The sequence below is a fragment of the Pseudomonas sp. A34-9 genome, from assembly GCF_029543085.1.
Classification (GTDB): domain Bacteria; phylum Pseudomonadota; class Gammaproteobacteria; order Pseudomonadales; family Pseudomonadaceae; genus Aquipseudomonas.
This window is the reverse complement of record NZ_CP119967.1, coordinates 1098721-1114627: the sequence shown is the minus strand read 5'-3', so window position 1 is coordinate 1114627 and position 15907 is coordinate 1098721. Positions and strand designations below refer to the sequence as shown.

Here is a 15907-nt window from a genome sequence, read left to right as displayed (position 1 = left end):
GTCAGCACTGCGCCCATGCCGCGACCGGACTGGCCAGCAAACTGACCCCGGCCAGCGCCAAGGCCAGACGCGGGCGATACGGCAGCAACAAGACCAACGCCAGGGCGCTGAGCATCAGCACGGCGAACCAGTCAACCAGGCCGAAGCTCCAGCCGTTCGCCGAGACGGCCGCCCACAGTGACAGACTCAGCATCAGCCATCCGGCCAACATCAGGCCCTGACGACGACGGGTGGAAGGTTTTCGGCCGAGCAGTTCATCGTGGTGTCGAGGCATCGACAGGCACAACGCGGTGAATCCGGCGTAGGTGAGCAACAGGGCCAGCAGCATCAGGGTGTCCCTTGCTCAAGGATGATCGGCCGGGCCTTTTCGCGTGATGTTTTTTTCACGCTGACCGGGCTGCCGGCGCGCTGCATTTTCCACACGGCCCAGGCCAGAAACAGACCTGTTGCGAGGCAGGTCAAATCAAACCCGGCCAACGCCCAGTCACCCTGCAGCAACGCGACGCCGAGATTCCAAGGGGTGGTCAGCGCATTGATCAGCGGCACCGCGACAAACAGCGCCGCCCCCAGCACAAGCTGTTCAATCCAGGCTTTGCGCCCCGGTCTGAACACCGCGTGTAGCACGCTCAATCCCCAGGCCATGAAGAACGCGTTCACTTCCCAATCTGCGCGCCCGACGAGATTCACCGGCAACAAACGATTGGCAAGGAAGAACACCGCTACCGCCGACACCAGCCCGGCCATGCTGGCGATATTCAGCACTTCCACCAGCCGCAATTCGAACGGCATCACACCGCTCTTGGCATGTTTGAGCTGACGCTTGCCGAGCCAGATCACCAGCCCGGTGCCGATCATTGCCGTGCCGGCCAGCCCGCAGATGAAGTACAGCCAGCGCAAGAGCGGCCCGGCGAAGTGGCCCATGTGCAAACCATAGAACGCTCCCCCCACCGCCATCGCCACCGGCTGGTCCGGTGTGCTGCCGAGCACCTGTCCGGTCACACCGTTGAAGGTCACGGCGCGGCCGAAATCATGCACGACACTGTCGCCGGCTCGGGACAGCACCACCGTGGCGTTGGCATCCCCCGGATTGCTCACGGAAAGGCGCGCCGTGTGGCCGCCCGACCATTGCTCGCGGGCCTTGCTCAACAGCGGCGCCATGGCCGCCAACGGTGCAGCGATATCGGCGCGCTCCGGTGTTTTCGAGGCCGGGAACACCTCGTCATAAAACGTGCGCACGTCACTGCCGTAAGACGCAACGATGCTCGCCGGCATGACCATCGACATGAAAATCACCAGGCTGCTGTAAGTGATCATCAGGTGAAACGGCAACACCAGCACACCCACCGCGTTATGCCCGTCGAGCCAGGAACGCTGGCCCTTGCGCGGGCGGAAGGTGAAGAAGTCCTTGAAGATTTTTTTGTGGGTGATGATCCCGGTAATCAGCGCAACGAACATCACCATCGCGGCAATGGTCGCCAGCCAGCGGCCCCACGGATAAGGCATTTGCAACTGGAAGTGGAAACGGTAGAAGAACTCCCCGCCCATGCTTTCGCGGCCCTGCACTTCGGCGCCGGTTTGCGCATCGAGGGTTTTCGATTCGAAACGCCCGCGCTCGCCGGGCTTCGCCGGCGCTGGCTGCCAGCGTACGGTCAGGCCGGGATCACGGGCATCAGGCAAATCGATCAGCCAGCGTGAGGCGCCCGCCGCGTGTTGTTGCAGATAGTCCTGGGCCACCGTCAGGCTCGTCTCGGCACTCACCGATCGTGCGGGGATTTCCGGCTGCATCCAGTGGCTGATTTCACCCTTGAAATACGCCAGCGTCCCGGTCAGAAAAATCGCGAACAGCAACCAGCCGAACAGCAGCCCGGCCCAGGTGTGCAGCCAGGCCATCGCCTGACGAAAACCCTCTTTCATGCCAGACCCAAGCCGCGCGCCGCGCCGGAAATGGTTGCCAGAATCACACTCGGCACCAGCAAGCCGACCCACGCGGACCACGCCGTGCGACAGGCAAAACACCACAACACCGCCACCAGATAGACCAGAAAGGAAATGGTCATGCCGGTCACCACCGCTTCGGCACGGCTCAATGGCAGCCACAACGTCAGCGTGACACTGGCCAGGGCTGCAACGAGATAGCCGCCAAACACCGCGGCCAACACCCGTGAGGTGACGGCCAGACGATAGGACATGGGAAGTGTGGCGAGTTTGCCTTTCATGTTTCGACCCTGAAACGAAAAACGTCCGACCGATGAGCCGAACCTACAGGCGAGCAATATTAATGATAAATATTCTCATACGCAAAAGCATCTGATTGCCGGCCGAGCATGTAGCCCACTACAATGCGAACAGTTCTTGTTCTCTAACGCATACTCTCTACCGCGTCATCAGGCGCCCGGGGTAATACCGTTGCCGTCCGCCCATCCCGTCGAATCGCTCTATCAGGCCCACCACAGCTGGCTGACCGGCTGGCTGCGGCGCAAACTCGGCTGCCCGGACAGCGCGGCGGATCTGGCCCAGGACACCTTCATCAAGGTGCTGACCGCGCGTGAACCGCCGGTGATCATCGAGCCGCGCGCCTTTCTGACGACGCTGGCCAAACGTGTTCTGTTCAATCATTACCGCCGTCAGGATCTGGAACGCGCCTACCTTGACACCCTGGCGCAGATGCCGGACATGGTCGCGCCGTCGGAAGAAGACAAGGCGATCATCCTGCAAACCCTGATAGAGCTGGATGAGTTGCTCGACGGTCTGCCGCGCCAGGTCAAACGCGCCTTTTTGCTGGCGCAGGTCGATGGTCTGACGTATCCACAGATTGCCACCGAACTCGGCATTTCCGTGGCCACGGTCAAACGTCATCTGAACAAAGCGGCGATGCGCTGCTATTTCGCCCTATGAACCGCGCAGCGGATTTCTCCTCTCAGGTGGCAGAACAGGCCGTGCACTGGCTGATGGAAATGCAGCAAGGCGCGCTCTCCCCGCGCCAGCAACACGCCTGGCAACAATGGTTGGATGCGCACAGTGAACATCGTCGGGCGTGGGAGCATATTCAACGAGTCAATCAGCGTCTGCGCGGCGTGTCTTCGCCGCTGGCACACGCGGCGTTGAACGGAGCGAAGCCCGGCAGTCGTCGTCAGGCACTGAAACTGCTGCTGATTCTTGGCGCGGGCTCAGCCGTCACCTGGGGCATGCGCGAGCACAATCCCCTGCCGTCGCTGCTCGCTGATTACCGCAGCCCGATCGGGCAACGGCGCAGGGTGGCGCTTGGTGCCGGCGATCAGTTGCAACTCAATACAGCCAGTGCCGCCGATGTCGATACCTCGGCGCGACTGATCCGCTTGCTCGAAGGCGAAATCCTTCTGACTGCCGCGCAATCATTCGAAGTGCGCACCGCTCAGGGCATTCTTAAAACTTATGGAGCACGTCTCAATGTGCGTCAATTTGCCGATCGCACGCAGGTTGCGCTGTTTGAAGGCCGTGTCGAACTGAGCGGTAATGGGCGCGCGTCAATGTCGCTGCCGCTCGCGCGTCAGTTGAGTTTTACCTCGACGTCCGTCAGCGCCACCGAACCGCTGGATGCCAACAGCGGCGCCTGGGCTGACGGCATGCTGGTGGCCGCGCATATGCGTTTGGGCGACTTCCTCAATGAACTCAACCGCTACCGTCGCGGCCAGCTCAACTGTGACAGGAGCGTCGCCGACCTGCTGATCTCCGGGACTTACCCGCTGGACGACAGCGAGCGGATTCTCGATCTGCTGGAAATCAGTTTGCCGGTGAAGGTGAAGCGTTTTACCCGCTACTGGGTGACCGTCGAAGCGCGGGTTTAAGGAGCAAGATCAAAAGATCGTCCGATCACGGCCCGAGCCTTCGGCAGCTCCTACATGTGGAATGCATATCTTCTGTAGGAGCTGCCGAAGGCTCGGGCCGCGATCGACCGACCTTTTGATCTTAAAAATAAATGAGCCGTTTTTCAGATCTGGCGTGACAGAGAAGGAAAGCCCCCTTGATTCAACCTTCTCAGGATCATCAACATGCACCCCACCCGCCTCACGCCACTGGCTCGCAGCCTGCGCAATCTCGTTCTCGGCGCCAGCCTGAGTTTCAGTGCCCTGCCCGCTGCGATGGCTGCTGAAGCCAAGGCTTATCACATCGCGCCGTCGTCGCTGGAAAACGCCCTCAACCAGTTTGGCCGTGAAGCCGGGGTCTTGATCTCGTTTGGTTCGCAAATCACCAGCGGTGTGCAAAGCCGTGGCCTGGAAGGCCGTTACACCCCAGAGCAAGGTTTGAATGCATTGCTTGAAGGCACCGGCCTGCAGGCGCGCGCCGAGGGCAACAATGCGTTCAGCCTGCAACCGGTGGCGGACGCCGCGCTGGAACTGGACACCTCGAAAGTCGTCGGCGACTGGCTCGGCGACGCTGCGCAAATCAATGTGTTCGAACATCCCGGCGCCCGTGATGTGATCCGCCGTGAAGAATTTGAACGCCAGGGCGCCACTCAGGCGCGCGATGTGCTCAACCGCATTCCCGGCGTCAATGCCCCGGAAAACAACGGCACCGGCAGCCACGACATGGCGCTTAATTTCGGTATTCGTGGCTTGAATCCACGCCTGGCCGCGCGCTCGACGGTGTTGATGGATGGCATTCCGGTGCCGTTCGCGCCTTATGGCCAACCGCAGCTATCGTTCGCGCCAATCAGCATGGGCAACATGGATGCCGTGGACGTGGTGCGCGGCGGTGGCGCCGTGCGTTACGGCCCGCAGAACGTCGGTGGCGTGGTCAACTTCGTGACCCGGGCGATTCCCGACGAGCCAACGGTCAAGGGCGGCTTCCAGACGGAAACCAGCCCATCCTCGAGCCATGACGGCTTCAAGACCAGCGCCAATCTGCTGGCCGGTGGCACCCATGCCAATGGCCTCGGCGGCGCGTTGCTCTACTCCGGCACCCGTGGTGGTGACTGGCGCGAGCACAGCGACACCGAGATCGACGACCTGATCCTCAAGGGCAAATACCAGCTCGACGAGGCCAACAGCTTCAACGCCATGGCGCAGTATTACGAAGGTAAAGCCGACATGCCCGGCGGTCTGAACGTTGCCGATTACGACGCCGATCCGTACCAGTCGACACGGCCGAAAGACCAGTTCTGGGGCCGACGCACAATGTTCAATTTCGGCTATCGCTATCAGGAAGATCGCCGCGAATTCACCGCCAACACCTTCTTCACCAAGACCTTGCGCAGCGGCTATCTCGATCAGGGCACATTCCTCTCGCTGTCGCCGCGCGAGTATTGGGTACGGGGTCTGGAAACCCGTTTCGCCCAAGGTTTCGACCTCGGCCCGACCAGCCATGAAGTCGGCGTCGGCTACCGCTACATCAACGAGGCTGGCCACGAGCTGCGCTATCGCACGCCAATCAGCAGCAACGAATACCCGACCACCAGCAGCCGCAATGACCGTGACACCCGTGGCGGCACCGAGGCCAATGCCTTCTTCGTTGACGACCGCATCGACATCGGCAAATGGACGATCACCCCGGGCGTGCGCTACGAAATGATCGAATCGCAGCAGACCAACAACCTGACCAACGTCAAATACAAGGGCGACTACAACACCGCACTGCCAGCATTGAACGTGCTCTATCACCTGACTGACAGCTGGAACCTCTACGCCAACACCGAAGGCTCGTTCGGCAGTGTGCAATACAGCCAGATGCCCAACCGCGTAACCAGCGGCGAAGTGAAACCGGAAAAGGCGCGCACCTGGGAACTCGGCACGCGCTATGACAACGGCGCGTTGCGCGCGGAGATCGGCGCGTTCCTGATCAACTTCGACAACCAGTACGAAAGCAACCAGACCAACGATTCGGTGATTGCCCGAGGCGAAACCCGCCACCAAGGTATCGAGACCAGCGTCAACTACGCGCTGGATGACTTGAGCCCGGCGCTCGCGGGTTTCGATGTCTACGCCACCTACGCCTATGTTGACGCGACCATCCGCGAAGACGGGCCGAACAAGGGCAATCGCGTACCGTTCTCGTCGAAACACAAAGGCACGATTGGCGTCGGCTACACCGAAGGCCCGTGGAAGCTGAATCTGGATAGCAGCTTCCAGAGCGACCAGTTCGCCGACAACGCCAATACCTCGAAAGAAAGCGCCGACGGCAGCACCGGCAAGATCCCGGGCTACATGCTGTTCAGCAGCCGCGCGGGCTATGACTTCGGCCCGCAGTTGTCGGATCTGAACGTAGCGGTGGGGGTGAAGAACATCTTCAACACGCAGTACTTCACGCGTTCGTTTGATGACAACAACAAGGGCAAGTATGTGGGTGAGCCGCGCACGGTTTATGTGCAGACGTCTGTTGCGTTTTAAGGCTTAAGAGCCCCTCACCCTAGCCCTCCCGAAACGTCGGACCGCCCGTAGGGAGAGGGGACTGATCGGGGGATGCTTGCGAAGTACGCCGACCTGATTCTGCTTTTCCGAATCCATAATCGACTCGGTCTTTCAGGTCGATGTATTACGTAACACAACTCGGTCGGCTCCCTCTCCCTCCGGGAGAGGGAACTGATTGGGGGATACTTGCGAGGTACGCCAACCTGATTCTGCTTTGCCGAATCCATAATCGTCTCGGTCTTTCAGGTCGATGTATTACGTAACACGACTCGGTCGGCTCCCTCTCCCTCCGGGAGAGGGCTGGGGTGAGGGTCAGCGGGTCATGGTCTACAGTAAAACTTCAAACCAACTTCACAAGGATAGTGAAGCATGCAAACACGCCCCACCCTCGTCCAATTCTCCCGCCAGTTACGCATCAATCAAACCGACTGCGAACACCTGCTCTGGCAAAAGCTACGCGCACGCCAGATCGCCAATCTGAAATTTCGTCGGCAGTTTCCCTGCCAGCCTTACGTGCTGGATTTTTATTGCGCTGAGCTGAAGTTGGCGATCGAGCTGGACGGCGGTCAGCATTATGGAACGCCGGGAGTGATTCATGATCAGCGTCGGACACGCTATCTGAATCAAAAGGGCATTGAAGTCGCGCGTTTCAGTAATCTCGAGGTGATCCAGCAGATGGACAATGTGCTGGAGCAGATCATAAGAATTGCGGCGAATCGAAAAATGCCCTCACCCTAACCCTCTCCCAGAGGGAGAGGGAACTGACCGGGGGATGCTTTAGAAATGCATCGACCTGAAAGTATTTTGCCGAATCCATAATCAACTCGGTCTTTCAGGGCGATGCATCACCCAATACAACCAGGTCGGCCTCCCTCTTCCAGAAGAAGACGGGCTGACCGGGGATGTTTCAGAAACTCATCAACCTCAAAGCACATCGCCCGAATCCATAATCGACTCGGTCTTTCAGGTCGACGTACCTCTTCAGACACCTCGGTCGGCCCCCTCTCCCGGAGGGAGAGGGCTGGGGTGAGGGGCCGCTCTCTTATGCGCTGCGCAAAAACCTCCACAAACAAAAACGGGCCTGCTTTCGCAGGCCCGTTCCCATTGGCTGGCTTATTAAATCAGCGTATCAACTGTTGATCGCTGCCTGTTCGTTCTCAAGAAATTCTTCCTCCAGCAGTGCGTCATTCGCCTTGCTGAATGGCACCACTGCAGCACGTGGTTTGCCGCGCAATTTGCCAAACAGGTGCTCCAGCGCGTGCTCCAGTTTTTCGGCTGCACCGTCGATCGCCTGTTCCAGCGAATCGGCTTTATGGGTCACGGAAATCGGTTGATGGCCTTTTGGCCGCGCTTCCAGCTGGCAGCGCAAGTCATGGGGACCTGGTTTGTCACCGTTCTCGTCGCTCAGGTGGACTTCGACACGGGTCAGGTCTTCTTCATAACGTTCGAGCGTGCTCTCAATGGTTGTACGTACCCACTCCTCCAGTCGTTGACTACTTTGAATATGGTTATCGCTGTTGACTTGGATTTGCATAGTTCATCCCTTATTTCAGCTAGCTCGTGAGAGGCCTTGAGTTGAATTTCCTGACCTCCTGGTTACAACAATCGGCCCGACTGGCGAACATTTCAACCCCTGAAAAAAGATAAATATTCATTCGCAAAAAAAGCCGGACAACCAAGCAAAGCACTGGTAAGGTCGGGAGTTGGGTCGCCCCGTCATCCTGCAAAATTTGCTCACAATTGCCCGTCGTTCAACGGGTGCAGACTGCGAAAAATCCCCGCCTCTTCGACCAGCCAATCATGCACCGCGCGCACGCCCGGATGGCTCAACGCCCCTGGCGCGTACAGCAACACATAACGTTTATGGTTGGGCACCGACAGGCCGAACGGCACGATCAAAGTGCCCCGCTCCAGCTCATCGTTGAGCAAGGTGCGGCGGGCAATGGCCACGCCCATGCCGGCAATCGCCGCTTCGATCGTCAAGTGATTGCGATTGAACGTGTGCCCGCGCCGCACGTCGGCACCCTCAAAACCGATCGCGTTCAAATAGAATTCCCACTCTGCGTATTCATAACTGCCACGCCACGCAGTGATGTCATGCAACAACGGGAAATGCATCAGATCCGCCGGTCCGTGCAGCGGCGGACGCCCACGCAACAGGCTCGGTGCACACACCGGAAAAATCTGCTCGTCGAGCAAGGCTGTGGATAACAATCCCGGGTAACTGCCGTCGTTCAGATCGATCGCCAGATCAAAGTCACCTTCGTGCAACGGCACGCTGCTGTCCTCGGCGACCAGCCGTAGCTGAATGTCCGGGTAACGCTGTTGCAGACGCGGCAATCGCGGCGTCAGCCACTTGCTGAGGAATGACGGAATCGAGCGCACACGTAAAATCCCGCTGATCATTCCGGCGTCGAGCCGACGCAATTCCGCATCGATGCTGCCATACGCCTCATTGACGGTAATCGCCAGCCGTTGCCCCTCTGCGCTTAGCTCTACACCGCGCGCACGCCGATGAAACAGGCGAAAACCGAGACGTTCTTCCAACTGGCGAATCTGCTGACTGACCGCCCCCGGGGTGATGTGCAGTTCCTCGGCACACCGGGTGAACGACAGGTGCCGCGCGGCACAGGAAAACACCTGCAGCCAGACATAGGTCTGGGCATGCAATTGACGACTCATCGTTTAGTCCTGCTAAAGGCTTACTTAGGAAGTTTCGTTAGTCACGTAGGACCGAGGTAGGCAGTATCGCCGACATTGCGCTTGTCCTACAAAAAATGGCAGCGATTTATACTCCATTGCTTGTAAGGGTTTAGCATGGCTATCAGTGTTTTCGATCTATTCAAAGTCGGTATCGGCCCGTCCAGTTCCCACACTGTCGGCCCGATGCGGGCGGCAGCGACCTTCGCTCAGGCGCTGATCGATCAACATCTGTTGAACGATGTACGCCGTGTGGAAATCCGTTTATACGGCTCGCTGTCTGCCACCGGCGTCGGTCACGCCACCGACCGCGCCACGGTGATGGGCCTGATGGGTGAATGGCCGGACAGCATCGATCCGTCGACCATCGATCCCCGCATCCAGCAAGTGCGCGAGACAGGCCAACTGTGCCTCGCCGGTCAGACAGACATTGCCTTCGACTGGCAGCGTGATCTCCTGCTGCTCGACGAGAGCCTGCCCTACCACCCCAACGCCATGTCCCTGACAGCCTTTGGCGAAACGGCCGAGCTGTTCGAGCAAACGTACTACTCGGTCGGTGGCGGTTTCATCATCGAAGCGGCAGAAGCCGAATCCGGTGTGGCCCCGGCCGGCGATGTGGTGTTGCCGTACGACTTTTCCAGCGCTGCCGAACTGCTGGCACTGTGCAAACAACACAACCTGCGTGTGTCCGAACTGATGATGGCCAACGAGCGCGCGTGGCGCAGCGACGCAGAAATCCGTCAGGGCCTGCTGCACATCTGGTCGGTGATGCGTGAATGCGTTGAACAAGGCTTGCGCCACGAAGGCATCCTGCCCGGAGGTCTGAATGTGCCGCGTCGTGCAGCGAAACTGCATCGCAGCCTGTTGGAGATCGGCAAGCCGAACGTGATCAGTTCGACGCTGTCGGCCATGGAATGGGTCAACCTGTTCGCCCTCGCCGTCAACGAAGAAAACGCGGCTGGCGGGCGCATGGTCACTGCTCCGACCAATGGTGCTGCGGGGATCATTCCGGCGGTTCTGCACTACTACATGAAATTCAACCCGGACGCGTCTGACGATGATGTCGTCGCGTTCTTCCTGGGCGCGGCCGCCGTCGGCATTCTGTGTAAGAAAAATGCTTCGATCTCCGGCGCCGAAGTCGGCTGTCAGGGCGAAGTCGGTTCGGCCTGTGCGATGGCTGCCGCCGGCCTTGCCGATGTACTCGGAGCCACCCCGGAACAATTGGAAAACGCTGCCGAAATCGGCCTGGAACACAACCTCGGCCTGACCTGCGACCCCGTCGGCGGCCTCGTGCAAGTGCCATGCATCGAGCGCAACGCCATCGCAGCCGTGAAAGCGATCAACGCCACGCAAATGGCCCTGCGCGGCGACGGCAACCACTTCATTTCTCTCGACCGGGTGATCCGCACCATGCGCGACACCGGCGCCGACATGCACGACAAATACAAAGAAACTTCACGGGGCGGCCTGGCCGTGAGCTGGGTGGAATGCTGAGGCGCTTGCCCTGACCGCCCCGGCAGACCGCACCCGACGGTCTGCCAACCGTGAGCCCGAGCAAAAATAATAACGAGGCGATACCGATGACCGATGTACGTACACCTGCTGCCGAAAATCCCGCTGTAGACCGCACACGCAATGCAGAAACGGCCCACAAGGGCTGGAGCAAGTTCGACACCACCTGGATGCTCGGCCTGTACGGCACCGCAATTGGTGCCGGCACCTTGTTCCTGCCGATCAACGCTGGCGTCGGTGGTTTCTGGCCGTTGCTGATTCTGGCTGTACTTGCCTTCCCGATGACGTTTTTTGCTCACCGTGGCCTGACCCGTTTTGTGTTGTCCGGGCGCTCCGGGGACATCACCGAGGTGGTCGAAGAACACTTCGGCATCGGTGCCGGCAAGCTGATCACGCTGCTGTACTTCTTTGCGATCTTCCCGATTCTGCTGGTATACAGCGTGGCGCTGACCAACACGCTGAGCAGCTTTCTCGAACACCAATTGCACATCGCCCCGCCGCCACGGGCGATCCTTTCGCTGGCGCTGATCCTCGGCTTGATGACCATCGTTCGTTGCGGCCAGTCGGTCATCGTCAAAGCCATGAGCGTGCTGGTTTATCCCTTTGTTGCGGCATTGCTGCTGCTTGCGCTCAGCCTGATCCCGAACTGGAACGGCGCGTTTTTCGCCAGTGCTCAAGAAGCCATGCCGATGTCGGTTTTCTTCAAGACGATGTGGCTGGCGATCCCGGTGATGGTGTTCTCGTTCAACCATTCGCCGATCATCTCCGCGTTCGCGGTTGATCAGAAACAACGCTACGGCGAGCAGGCCGAACGCAAAAGCAGCGGCATCCTCGCCATGGCCCACGGCATGATGGTGGTGACGGTGATGTTCTTTTGCTTCAGCTGTGTGCTGGCGCTTTCCCCGGCGGATCTCGCGGCAGCCAAGGCGCAGAACATTTCAATCCTGTCGTACCTGGCCAACCACTTCCAGACGCCAGTGATCGCTTACGCCGCGCCGCTGATTGCGCTGGTGGCAATTACCAAATCCTTCCTCGGCCACTACATCGGCGCCAGCGAAGGCTTTCAGGGCATGATCGTAAAAAGCCTGCGCAGCCGTGGCCGGGTAATGTCGGCGAGCTGGCTGAACCGTGCAACCGCCGTGTTCATGATCCTCAGTTGCTGGGCCGTGGCGACCTTCAACCCGAGCATCCTCGGCATGATCGAAACCCTCGGCGGGCCTGTGATTGCGTGCCTGTTGTTCCTGATGCCGATGTACGCCATCCGTCGCGTGCCAGCTTTGCGCCAGTATTCGGGCCAGGTGTCCAACGTGTTTGTGGTGCTGATCGGTCTGATTGCACTGTCAGCGATCATCTACTCGGTTCTGCCCTGAAAACGGGCCATTAAAAAAGGCGAGCCACGTGGTTCGCCTTTTTTATGCCCGTGTTCATTGTTCGACAATTTTCCCGGCACAGCCCTTGCTACTCCCCTGTGGGAGCTGTCGCAGGCTGCGATCTTTTGATCTTCATGATCGAAATCAAAACACCGGAGATCAAAAGATCGCAGCCTCGCTTCACTCGACAGCGCCTACATGAAGCAACAAATACAGGCCACGGAATCGCCGGTGATCCGGTTTGGCGAACCAACCCGATCACGGCCGGTCAACAACTGCACGTTCAATCAGGCGGTGACACATCATGGACAATCCTTTTCAGATCATTACCGATGCCTTCGCGCCGGACTATCAGATCAACCTGAGCATTCAGGGCCTGGACGGCAGCATCATGCTGACCCTGTCCAACAGCGGCCACATCGTGGCCAAACGCATGATCAGCGCCGAACAGCGCAATGACCCTGCGCGCCTCAAGCGCCTGGTGCAAAGCATTCAATTCGGCATCGCAATTGAACAGGGCCACAGCGCCATGGCGATTCTCGAAGCGATGACCAGCGGCGACGGACTGACACCGCCACCGCCACGCCTGATCGGCCAGCCCGGACAAGCGGCCGGGCTTTAAAGCTCGCCTTTCTCGACTTCGGGATGCTCGCTGGAACCGGCGCCAAGTTTGCGCTGCGGTTTCTCGATCTTCACCGAAGGAAATTGTGACGAGGCGTAACGCACCACCAGAATCGAGAACGCCAGCAGCAGAATCCCGCCGCACAGGTAGATGATGCCCATGTCCGGCGGGTTGTGGTGCGAGACATTGGAAATCAGCAGACGGGTCAGCGCGGTGATCGCCACGTAGATCAGAAAGCGCACCGGCATGTGGTTGGTCTTGAAGTAAATCCCGACCATTGCGCCCAGTTCGAGATAGATGAACAGCAACAGAATGTCATCGATCTTGATGTGGCCTTCCTCGAGCATCCCGAGAAACTCCATCACCGCCGCCCACGCCGTCACCGCACCAATGGCAAACAGCGCCAGATAGTGGAAGGTTTCGACGAACAGGTTGCCCAGGGACTCGGCCAGTTGATGCACGTTTTGCCGCAGTTTCTCGGCCCAGTTTATTTTCACGATGATGTTCCTTAGCTCGAATGCGAGCGGATGATGCGTGTTGGACGTGACGGTTTTCTGCACGTAACGGTTTTCATGCAGAAAAGAGGCCACGCCATCATGGCGAGCCGCCGCCAAACCCGCGCCGTGGCGTTTGGTCGCAGGCACCGGGTTTTGCACAATCCCAGTGGGAGCGTGCTTGCTCGCGAATGCAGACGATAAGGTCCAACTGACAAACCCGAAATCCGGTCTACATTGAAAAGCCACTACCCATGGCGCAGGGATTCGCTTATCCTTTTCGCTGTATATGGATACAGTAGTCGTCAAGACAACTTAATGTGAAGGCATGTGAGGTGGTGAATGGCCGTCGAAGTGGTATACCGCAGCAGCCGAGATCTGGAGCGCTTGTTCATGGATAAAGCCGAAGCTGACCGTCATGACAAAATGCTCGAACTGGCCGAATATCTGGCCGATGTGCTGCAAAAAGCCGTTCCGTCGCTGACTGAACAGCAAGTGGAAGAAGCCGGGATCTATATGGCGAAGAATCGCGATGTGTTCGCCCGGGCGTTCAAGAGCCAGCCGGATGCTTTGTCCGAGCTGCTCAACGCACCGGCCGAACCGGTTGAACACGCTGAGGCGGCGGAAACTGCTGAAGCACCGGCCAAGCCAGCCAAAGCGGCAAAAGCCGCGAAGTAATCAGCGCGTCCTTGAAAGATCGTCCGATCGCGGCCCGAGCCTTCGGCAGCTCCTACATTTGGAATGTGTATTTCCTGTGGGAGCTGCCAAAGGCTGCGATCTTTTGCGTTTCAGCGATACAAAACTTTCTCTGCCAACTCATCCGCCACTCGTGCCGGCGAGCGTTTTTCCGCCTGCGCATGGGCAAATACCTCTGTCAGCCGTGAACTGATCTTCGACAGATGCGCAGTAATCGTTGGCAATTCCTCGCCACGATGTTTCAGCGACACGTAAATCAGCCCACCCGCATTGATCACATAATCCGGCGCATACAGAATCCCGCGCCGTTCCAGTTGATCGGCGACGTCCAGGTGCGTCAGTTGATTGTTCGCCGAACCCGCCACGGCCGAGCAACGCAGTTGCGTCACCGTGTGGCTGTTCAAAACCCCGCCCAAACCACACGGCGCGAGGATGTCACATGGCGTACTGAGCAACGCATCGTTGGCGATGGGGTGAGCGTTGAGTTGTTCCATCGCCAGTTGCACTTTGCCGTGGTCAATGTCGCTGACCAGCAGTTCCGCCCCGGCGGCGTGGAGTTGCTCGGCCAATGCGTAACCGACATTGCCCAAGCCCTGGATAGCGATGCGCAAACCTTCAAGATTGTCGCTGCCCAACCGTGCCATGGCGGTTGCCCGAATTCCGGCAAACACGCCCATCGCTGCGTGTGGTGCGGGGTCACCGGCCGACGTGGTGCTGGTGACATGCTGGGTCTGCTGAGCGATGCAGTCCATGTCCGCCACCGAGGTACCGCTGTCGATGGCGGTGATGTAGCGGCCGTCGAGCTGATCGATGCAGCGGCCAAAGGCTTCAAAGAGCGCTCCGCGGTTTTCCACATGCGCCGGGCGCACGATCACCGCAACTCCGCCGCCCTGCTCCAGTCCCGCCAAAGCGGCCTTGTAGCTCATGCCCTGAGCGAGACGGATGGCGTCTTCGACAGCCGATTCGTCATTGGGATAGGCAAGATAACGACATCCACCCAAGGCTGGCCCGAGGCGACTGTTATGGATGGCAATGACCGCCTTCAACCCGGAGACCGGGTCAACGCTAAGGTGCAGCGATTCCAGGCGAGTGCTTTGCATGAGCGCAAACATCGTTGGGCTCCCGAATCACTTCTTGTAGAACGCCAGTATAGGCCTGCGCCTGAAAATTGCTGGAGCACACAGGAATAAGCGCCCGCGTCGACAACGGCTTTGCGGCATAACCCGATACCGGCGCTGCGAGGCACTGGACGAATGACACGGACCGGGCTAAAACGAGGCATTCCCCGGAGATTTCGATGAGTGCGCGTCAACGTTTTTTCGAATGCTTGCACCGTTCACCGCCCGCGCTGTTCGAAGCCGCGCTGTGGATGGCGGCCGAGCACGAAAAAGCGGTCGACCCCGAAGCGTTGCTGCAAGAGTTCAAGGACCTCCAACAGCGGGTCAGTTACGGCTTGCCGATGCTGCCGGTCAGTGAACTGGCGCAGCCCCTGTTGCGGCGCATGACTGATCTGGGCTTTGCCCAGGACGACTTCCTGCCGCTGCGCCCGCAGGCGGCGCTGTTGCACAAAGTGTTGCAGACCCGTCGCGGCCAGCCGTTGGCATTGGCGCTGATTGCCCTGGAGCTGGCGCGTGGCCTGGAGATTCCTCTGGTCGGGGTCAACTTCCCCGGACATTTCCTGCTGCGCGTGCCCGGCGCTGATCACTTGCTCGATCCGTGCGGTGGTCGACGTCTGTATCCCAACGATTGTCGCGAACTGTTGCAGCGCCAGTACGGGCCGCAGATGAAACTCAACGCCGAGCACCTGCTGACCGCCTCGCCCCAGCAGATGCTCCAGCGCCTGTCACGCAACCTGCGGCAACTGCACCTGACACACGATGATTACATCGCTGCACTGATCGACGCCGAACGCGTGCTCGAACTGGGTGACGGCGCTGCCGCTGATTACCTGGCCCGCGCCAGCCTGTACCAACGCCTCGACTGCCCGAACGCTGAACGCTTCGATCTGGAGCGTGCGTTGTTGCTGAGTGACGACCCGATTCAGCGCCTGCGCCTGACCGAACGCCTCAGCCACCTGCCGCCCAATTCCGTCGTCCATTAAAAACAAAAGATCGGACGATCTTTTGCTCT

General features: G+C 59.3%; 15 protein-coding genes and 1 pseudogene. 9 read left to right on the top strand and 7 right to left on the bottom strand.

Annotation, left to right across the window (positions count from 1 at the left end):
- Nucleotide 1 precedes the first annotated feature (1 nt).
- The 3 genes from P3G59_RS04760 to P3G59_RS04750 are packed head-to-tail and all read right to left on the bottom strand — an operon-like array spanning nucleotide 2 to nucleotide 2216.
- On the bottom strand, nucleotides 2-328 hold the full coding sequence (locus P3G59_RS04760; protein ID WP_277760645.1) for a DUF3325 domain-containing protein: 327 nt from the start codon (nucleotides 326-328) through the stop codon (nucleotides 2-4).
- Nucleotides 328-1914: a PepSY-associated TM helix domain-containing protein gene (locus P3G59_RS04755; protein ID WP_277760644.1), complete on the bottom strand. Its 1587-nt coding sequence runs from the start codon at nucleotides 1912-1914 to the stop codon at nucleotides 328-330. Before P3G59_RS04755 ends, P3G59_RS04760 begins: the two co-directional genes overlap by 1 nt.
- On the bottom strand, nucleotides 1911-2216 hold the full coding sequence (locus P3G59_RS04750; protein WP_016986986.1) for a DUF3649 domain-containing protein: 306 nt from the start codon (nucleotides 2214-2216) through the stop codon (nucleotides 1911-1913). Before P3G59_RS04750 ends, P3G59_RS04755 begins: the two co-directional genes overlap by 4 nt.
- A gap of 190 nt (nucleotides 2217-2406) precedes the next feature.
- On the opposite strand from P3G59_RS04750, the gene P3G59_RS04745 reads away from it, so the two are divergent.
- The 4 genes from P3G59_RS04745 (at nucleotide 2407) to P3G59_RS04730 (ending at nucleotide 7121) form a co-directional block, all read left to right on the top strand.
- Nucleotides 2407-2895: a sigma-70 family RNA polymerase sigma factor gene (locus P3G59_RS04745; protein WP_277760643.1), complete on the top strand. Its 489-nt coding sequence runs from the start codon at nucleotides 2407-2409 to the stop codon at nucleotides 2893-2895.
- Nucleotides 2892-3824 carry a DUF4880 domain-containing protein gene (locus P3G59_RS04740; RefSeq protein ID WP_277760642.1) on the top strand — a complete coding sequence of 311 codons (933 nt, stop codon included), beginning with the start codon at nucleotides 2892-2894 and terminating at the stop codon, nucleotides 3822-3824. The genes P3G59_RS04745 and P3G59_RS04740 overlap by 4 nt, the downstream gene beginning before the upstream one ends.
- A gap of 204 nt (nucleotides 3825-4028) precedes the next feature.
- The gene (gene fecA / locus P3G59_RS04735; RefSeq protein WP_277760641.1) at nucleotides 4029-6362 is read left to right on the top strand and encodes a TonB-dependent Fe(3+) dicitrate receptor FecA; all 2334 of its coding nucleotides are present in this window, start codon (nucleotides 4029-4031) and stop codon (nucleotides 6360-6362) included.
- Between the two features lie 390 nt (nucleotides 6363-6752).
- Nucleotides 6753-7121 carry an endonuclease domain-containing protein gene (locus P3G59_RS04730; RefSeq protein ID WP_277760640.1) on the top strand — a complete coding sequence of 123 codons (369 nt, stop codon included), beginning with the start codon at nucleotides 6753-6755 and terminating at the stop codon, nucleotides 7119-7121.
- A 391-nt stretch (nucleotides 7122-7512) separates the two neighbouring features.
- On the opposite strand, the gene P3G59_RS04725 is transcribed toward P3G59_RS04730, so the two are convergent.
- Nucleotides 7513-7917 (bottom strand): HPF/RaiA family ribosome-associated protein, encoded by a 405-nt coding sequence (locus P3G59_RS04725; RefSeq protein WP_034154535.1) that lies wholly within the window; start codon nucleotides 7915-7917, stop codon nucleotides 7513-7515.
- Nucleotides 7918-8117: 200 nt separating this feature from the next.
- On the bottom strand, nucleotides 8118-9065 hold the full coding sequence (locus P3G59_RS04720; RefSeq protein ID WP_122605967.1) for a LysR substrate-binding domain-containing protein: 948 nt from the start codon (nucleotides 9063-9065) through the stop codon (nucleotides 8118-8120).
- Nucleotides 9066-9200: 135 nt separating this feature from the next.
- On the opposite strand from P3G59_RS04720, the gene P3G59_RS04715 reads away from it, so the two are divergent.
- The 3 genes from P3G59_RS04715 to P3G59_RS04705 all read left to right on the top strand — a co-directional run bounded on the left by P3G59_RS04715 (nucleotide 9201) and on the right by P3G59_RS04705 (nucleotide 12587).
- Nucleotides 9201-10577, top strand: a complete 1377-nt coding sequence (locus P3G59_RS04715) for an L-serine ammonia-lyase (protein ID WP_277760639.1) — start codon at nucleotides 9201-9203, stop codon at nucleotides 10575-10577.
- 86 nt (nucleotides 10578-10663) lie between these two features.
- The gene (locus P3G59_RS04710; RefSeq protein WP_277760637.1) at nucleotides 10664-11965 is read left to right on the top strand and encodes a serine/threonine transporter; all 1302 of its coding nucleotides are present in this window, start codon (nucleotides 10664-10666) and stop codon (nucleotides 11963-11965) included.
- 304 nt (nucleotides 11966-12269) lie between these two features.
- Entirely contained in the window at nucleotides 12270-12587 is a 318-nt protein-coding gene (locus P3G59_RS04705; RefSeq protein WP_277760636.1) for a DUF3509 domain-containing protein, read from the top strand.
- Here P3G59_RS04705 and P3G59_RS04700 read toward each other — a convergent pair.
- Nucleotides 12584-13084, bottom strand: a complete 501-nt coding sequence (locus P3G59_RS04700; RefSeq protein WP_026000737.1) for a phosphate-starvation-inducible PsiE family protein — start codon at nucleotides 13082-13084, stop codon at nucleotides 12584-12586. The two genes, P3G59_RS04705 and P3G59_RS04700, sit on opposite strands and share 4 nt — an antisense overlap.
- 339 nt (nucleotides 13085-13423) lie before the next feature.
- Here P3G59_RS04700 and P3G59_RS04695 point away from each other — a divergent pair.
- Nucleotides 13424-13663: pseudogene (locus tag P3G59_RS04695) on the top strand (YebG family protein); the annotation flags it as partial.
- Between the two features lie 206 nt (nucleotides 13664-13869).
- Here P3G59_RS04695 and P3G59_RS04690 read toward each other — a convergent pair.
- The gene (locus tag P3G59_RS04690; RefSeq protein ID WP_277760635.1) at nucleotides 13870-14889 is read right to left on the bottom strand and encodes a Glu/Leu/Phe/Val dehydrogenase dimerization domain-containing protein; all 1020 of its coding nucleotides are present in this window, start codon (nucleotides 14887-14889) and stop codon (nucleotides 13870-13872) included.
- Between the two features lie 185 nt (nucleotides 14890-15074).
- Between P3G59_RS04690 and P3G59_RS04685 the strand changes: the two genes are divergently transcribed.
- Complete coding sequence (locus P3G59_RS04685) at nucleotides 15075-15878, top strand: transglutaminase family protein (RefSeq protein ID WP_277760634.1); 804 nt, start codon at nucleotides 15075-15077, stop codon at nucleotides 15876-15878.
- Nucleotides 15879-15907 lie beyond the last annotated feature (29 nt).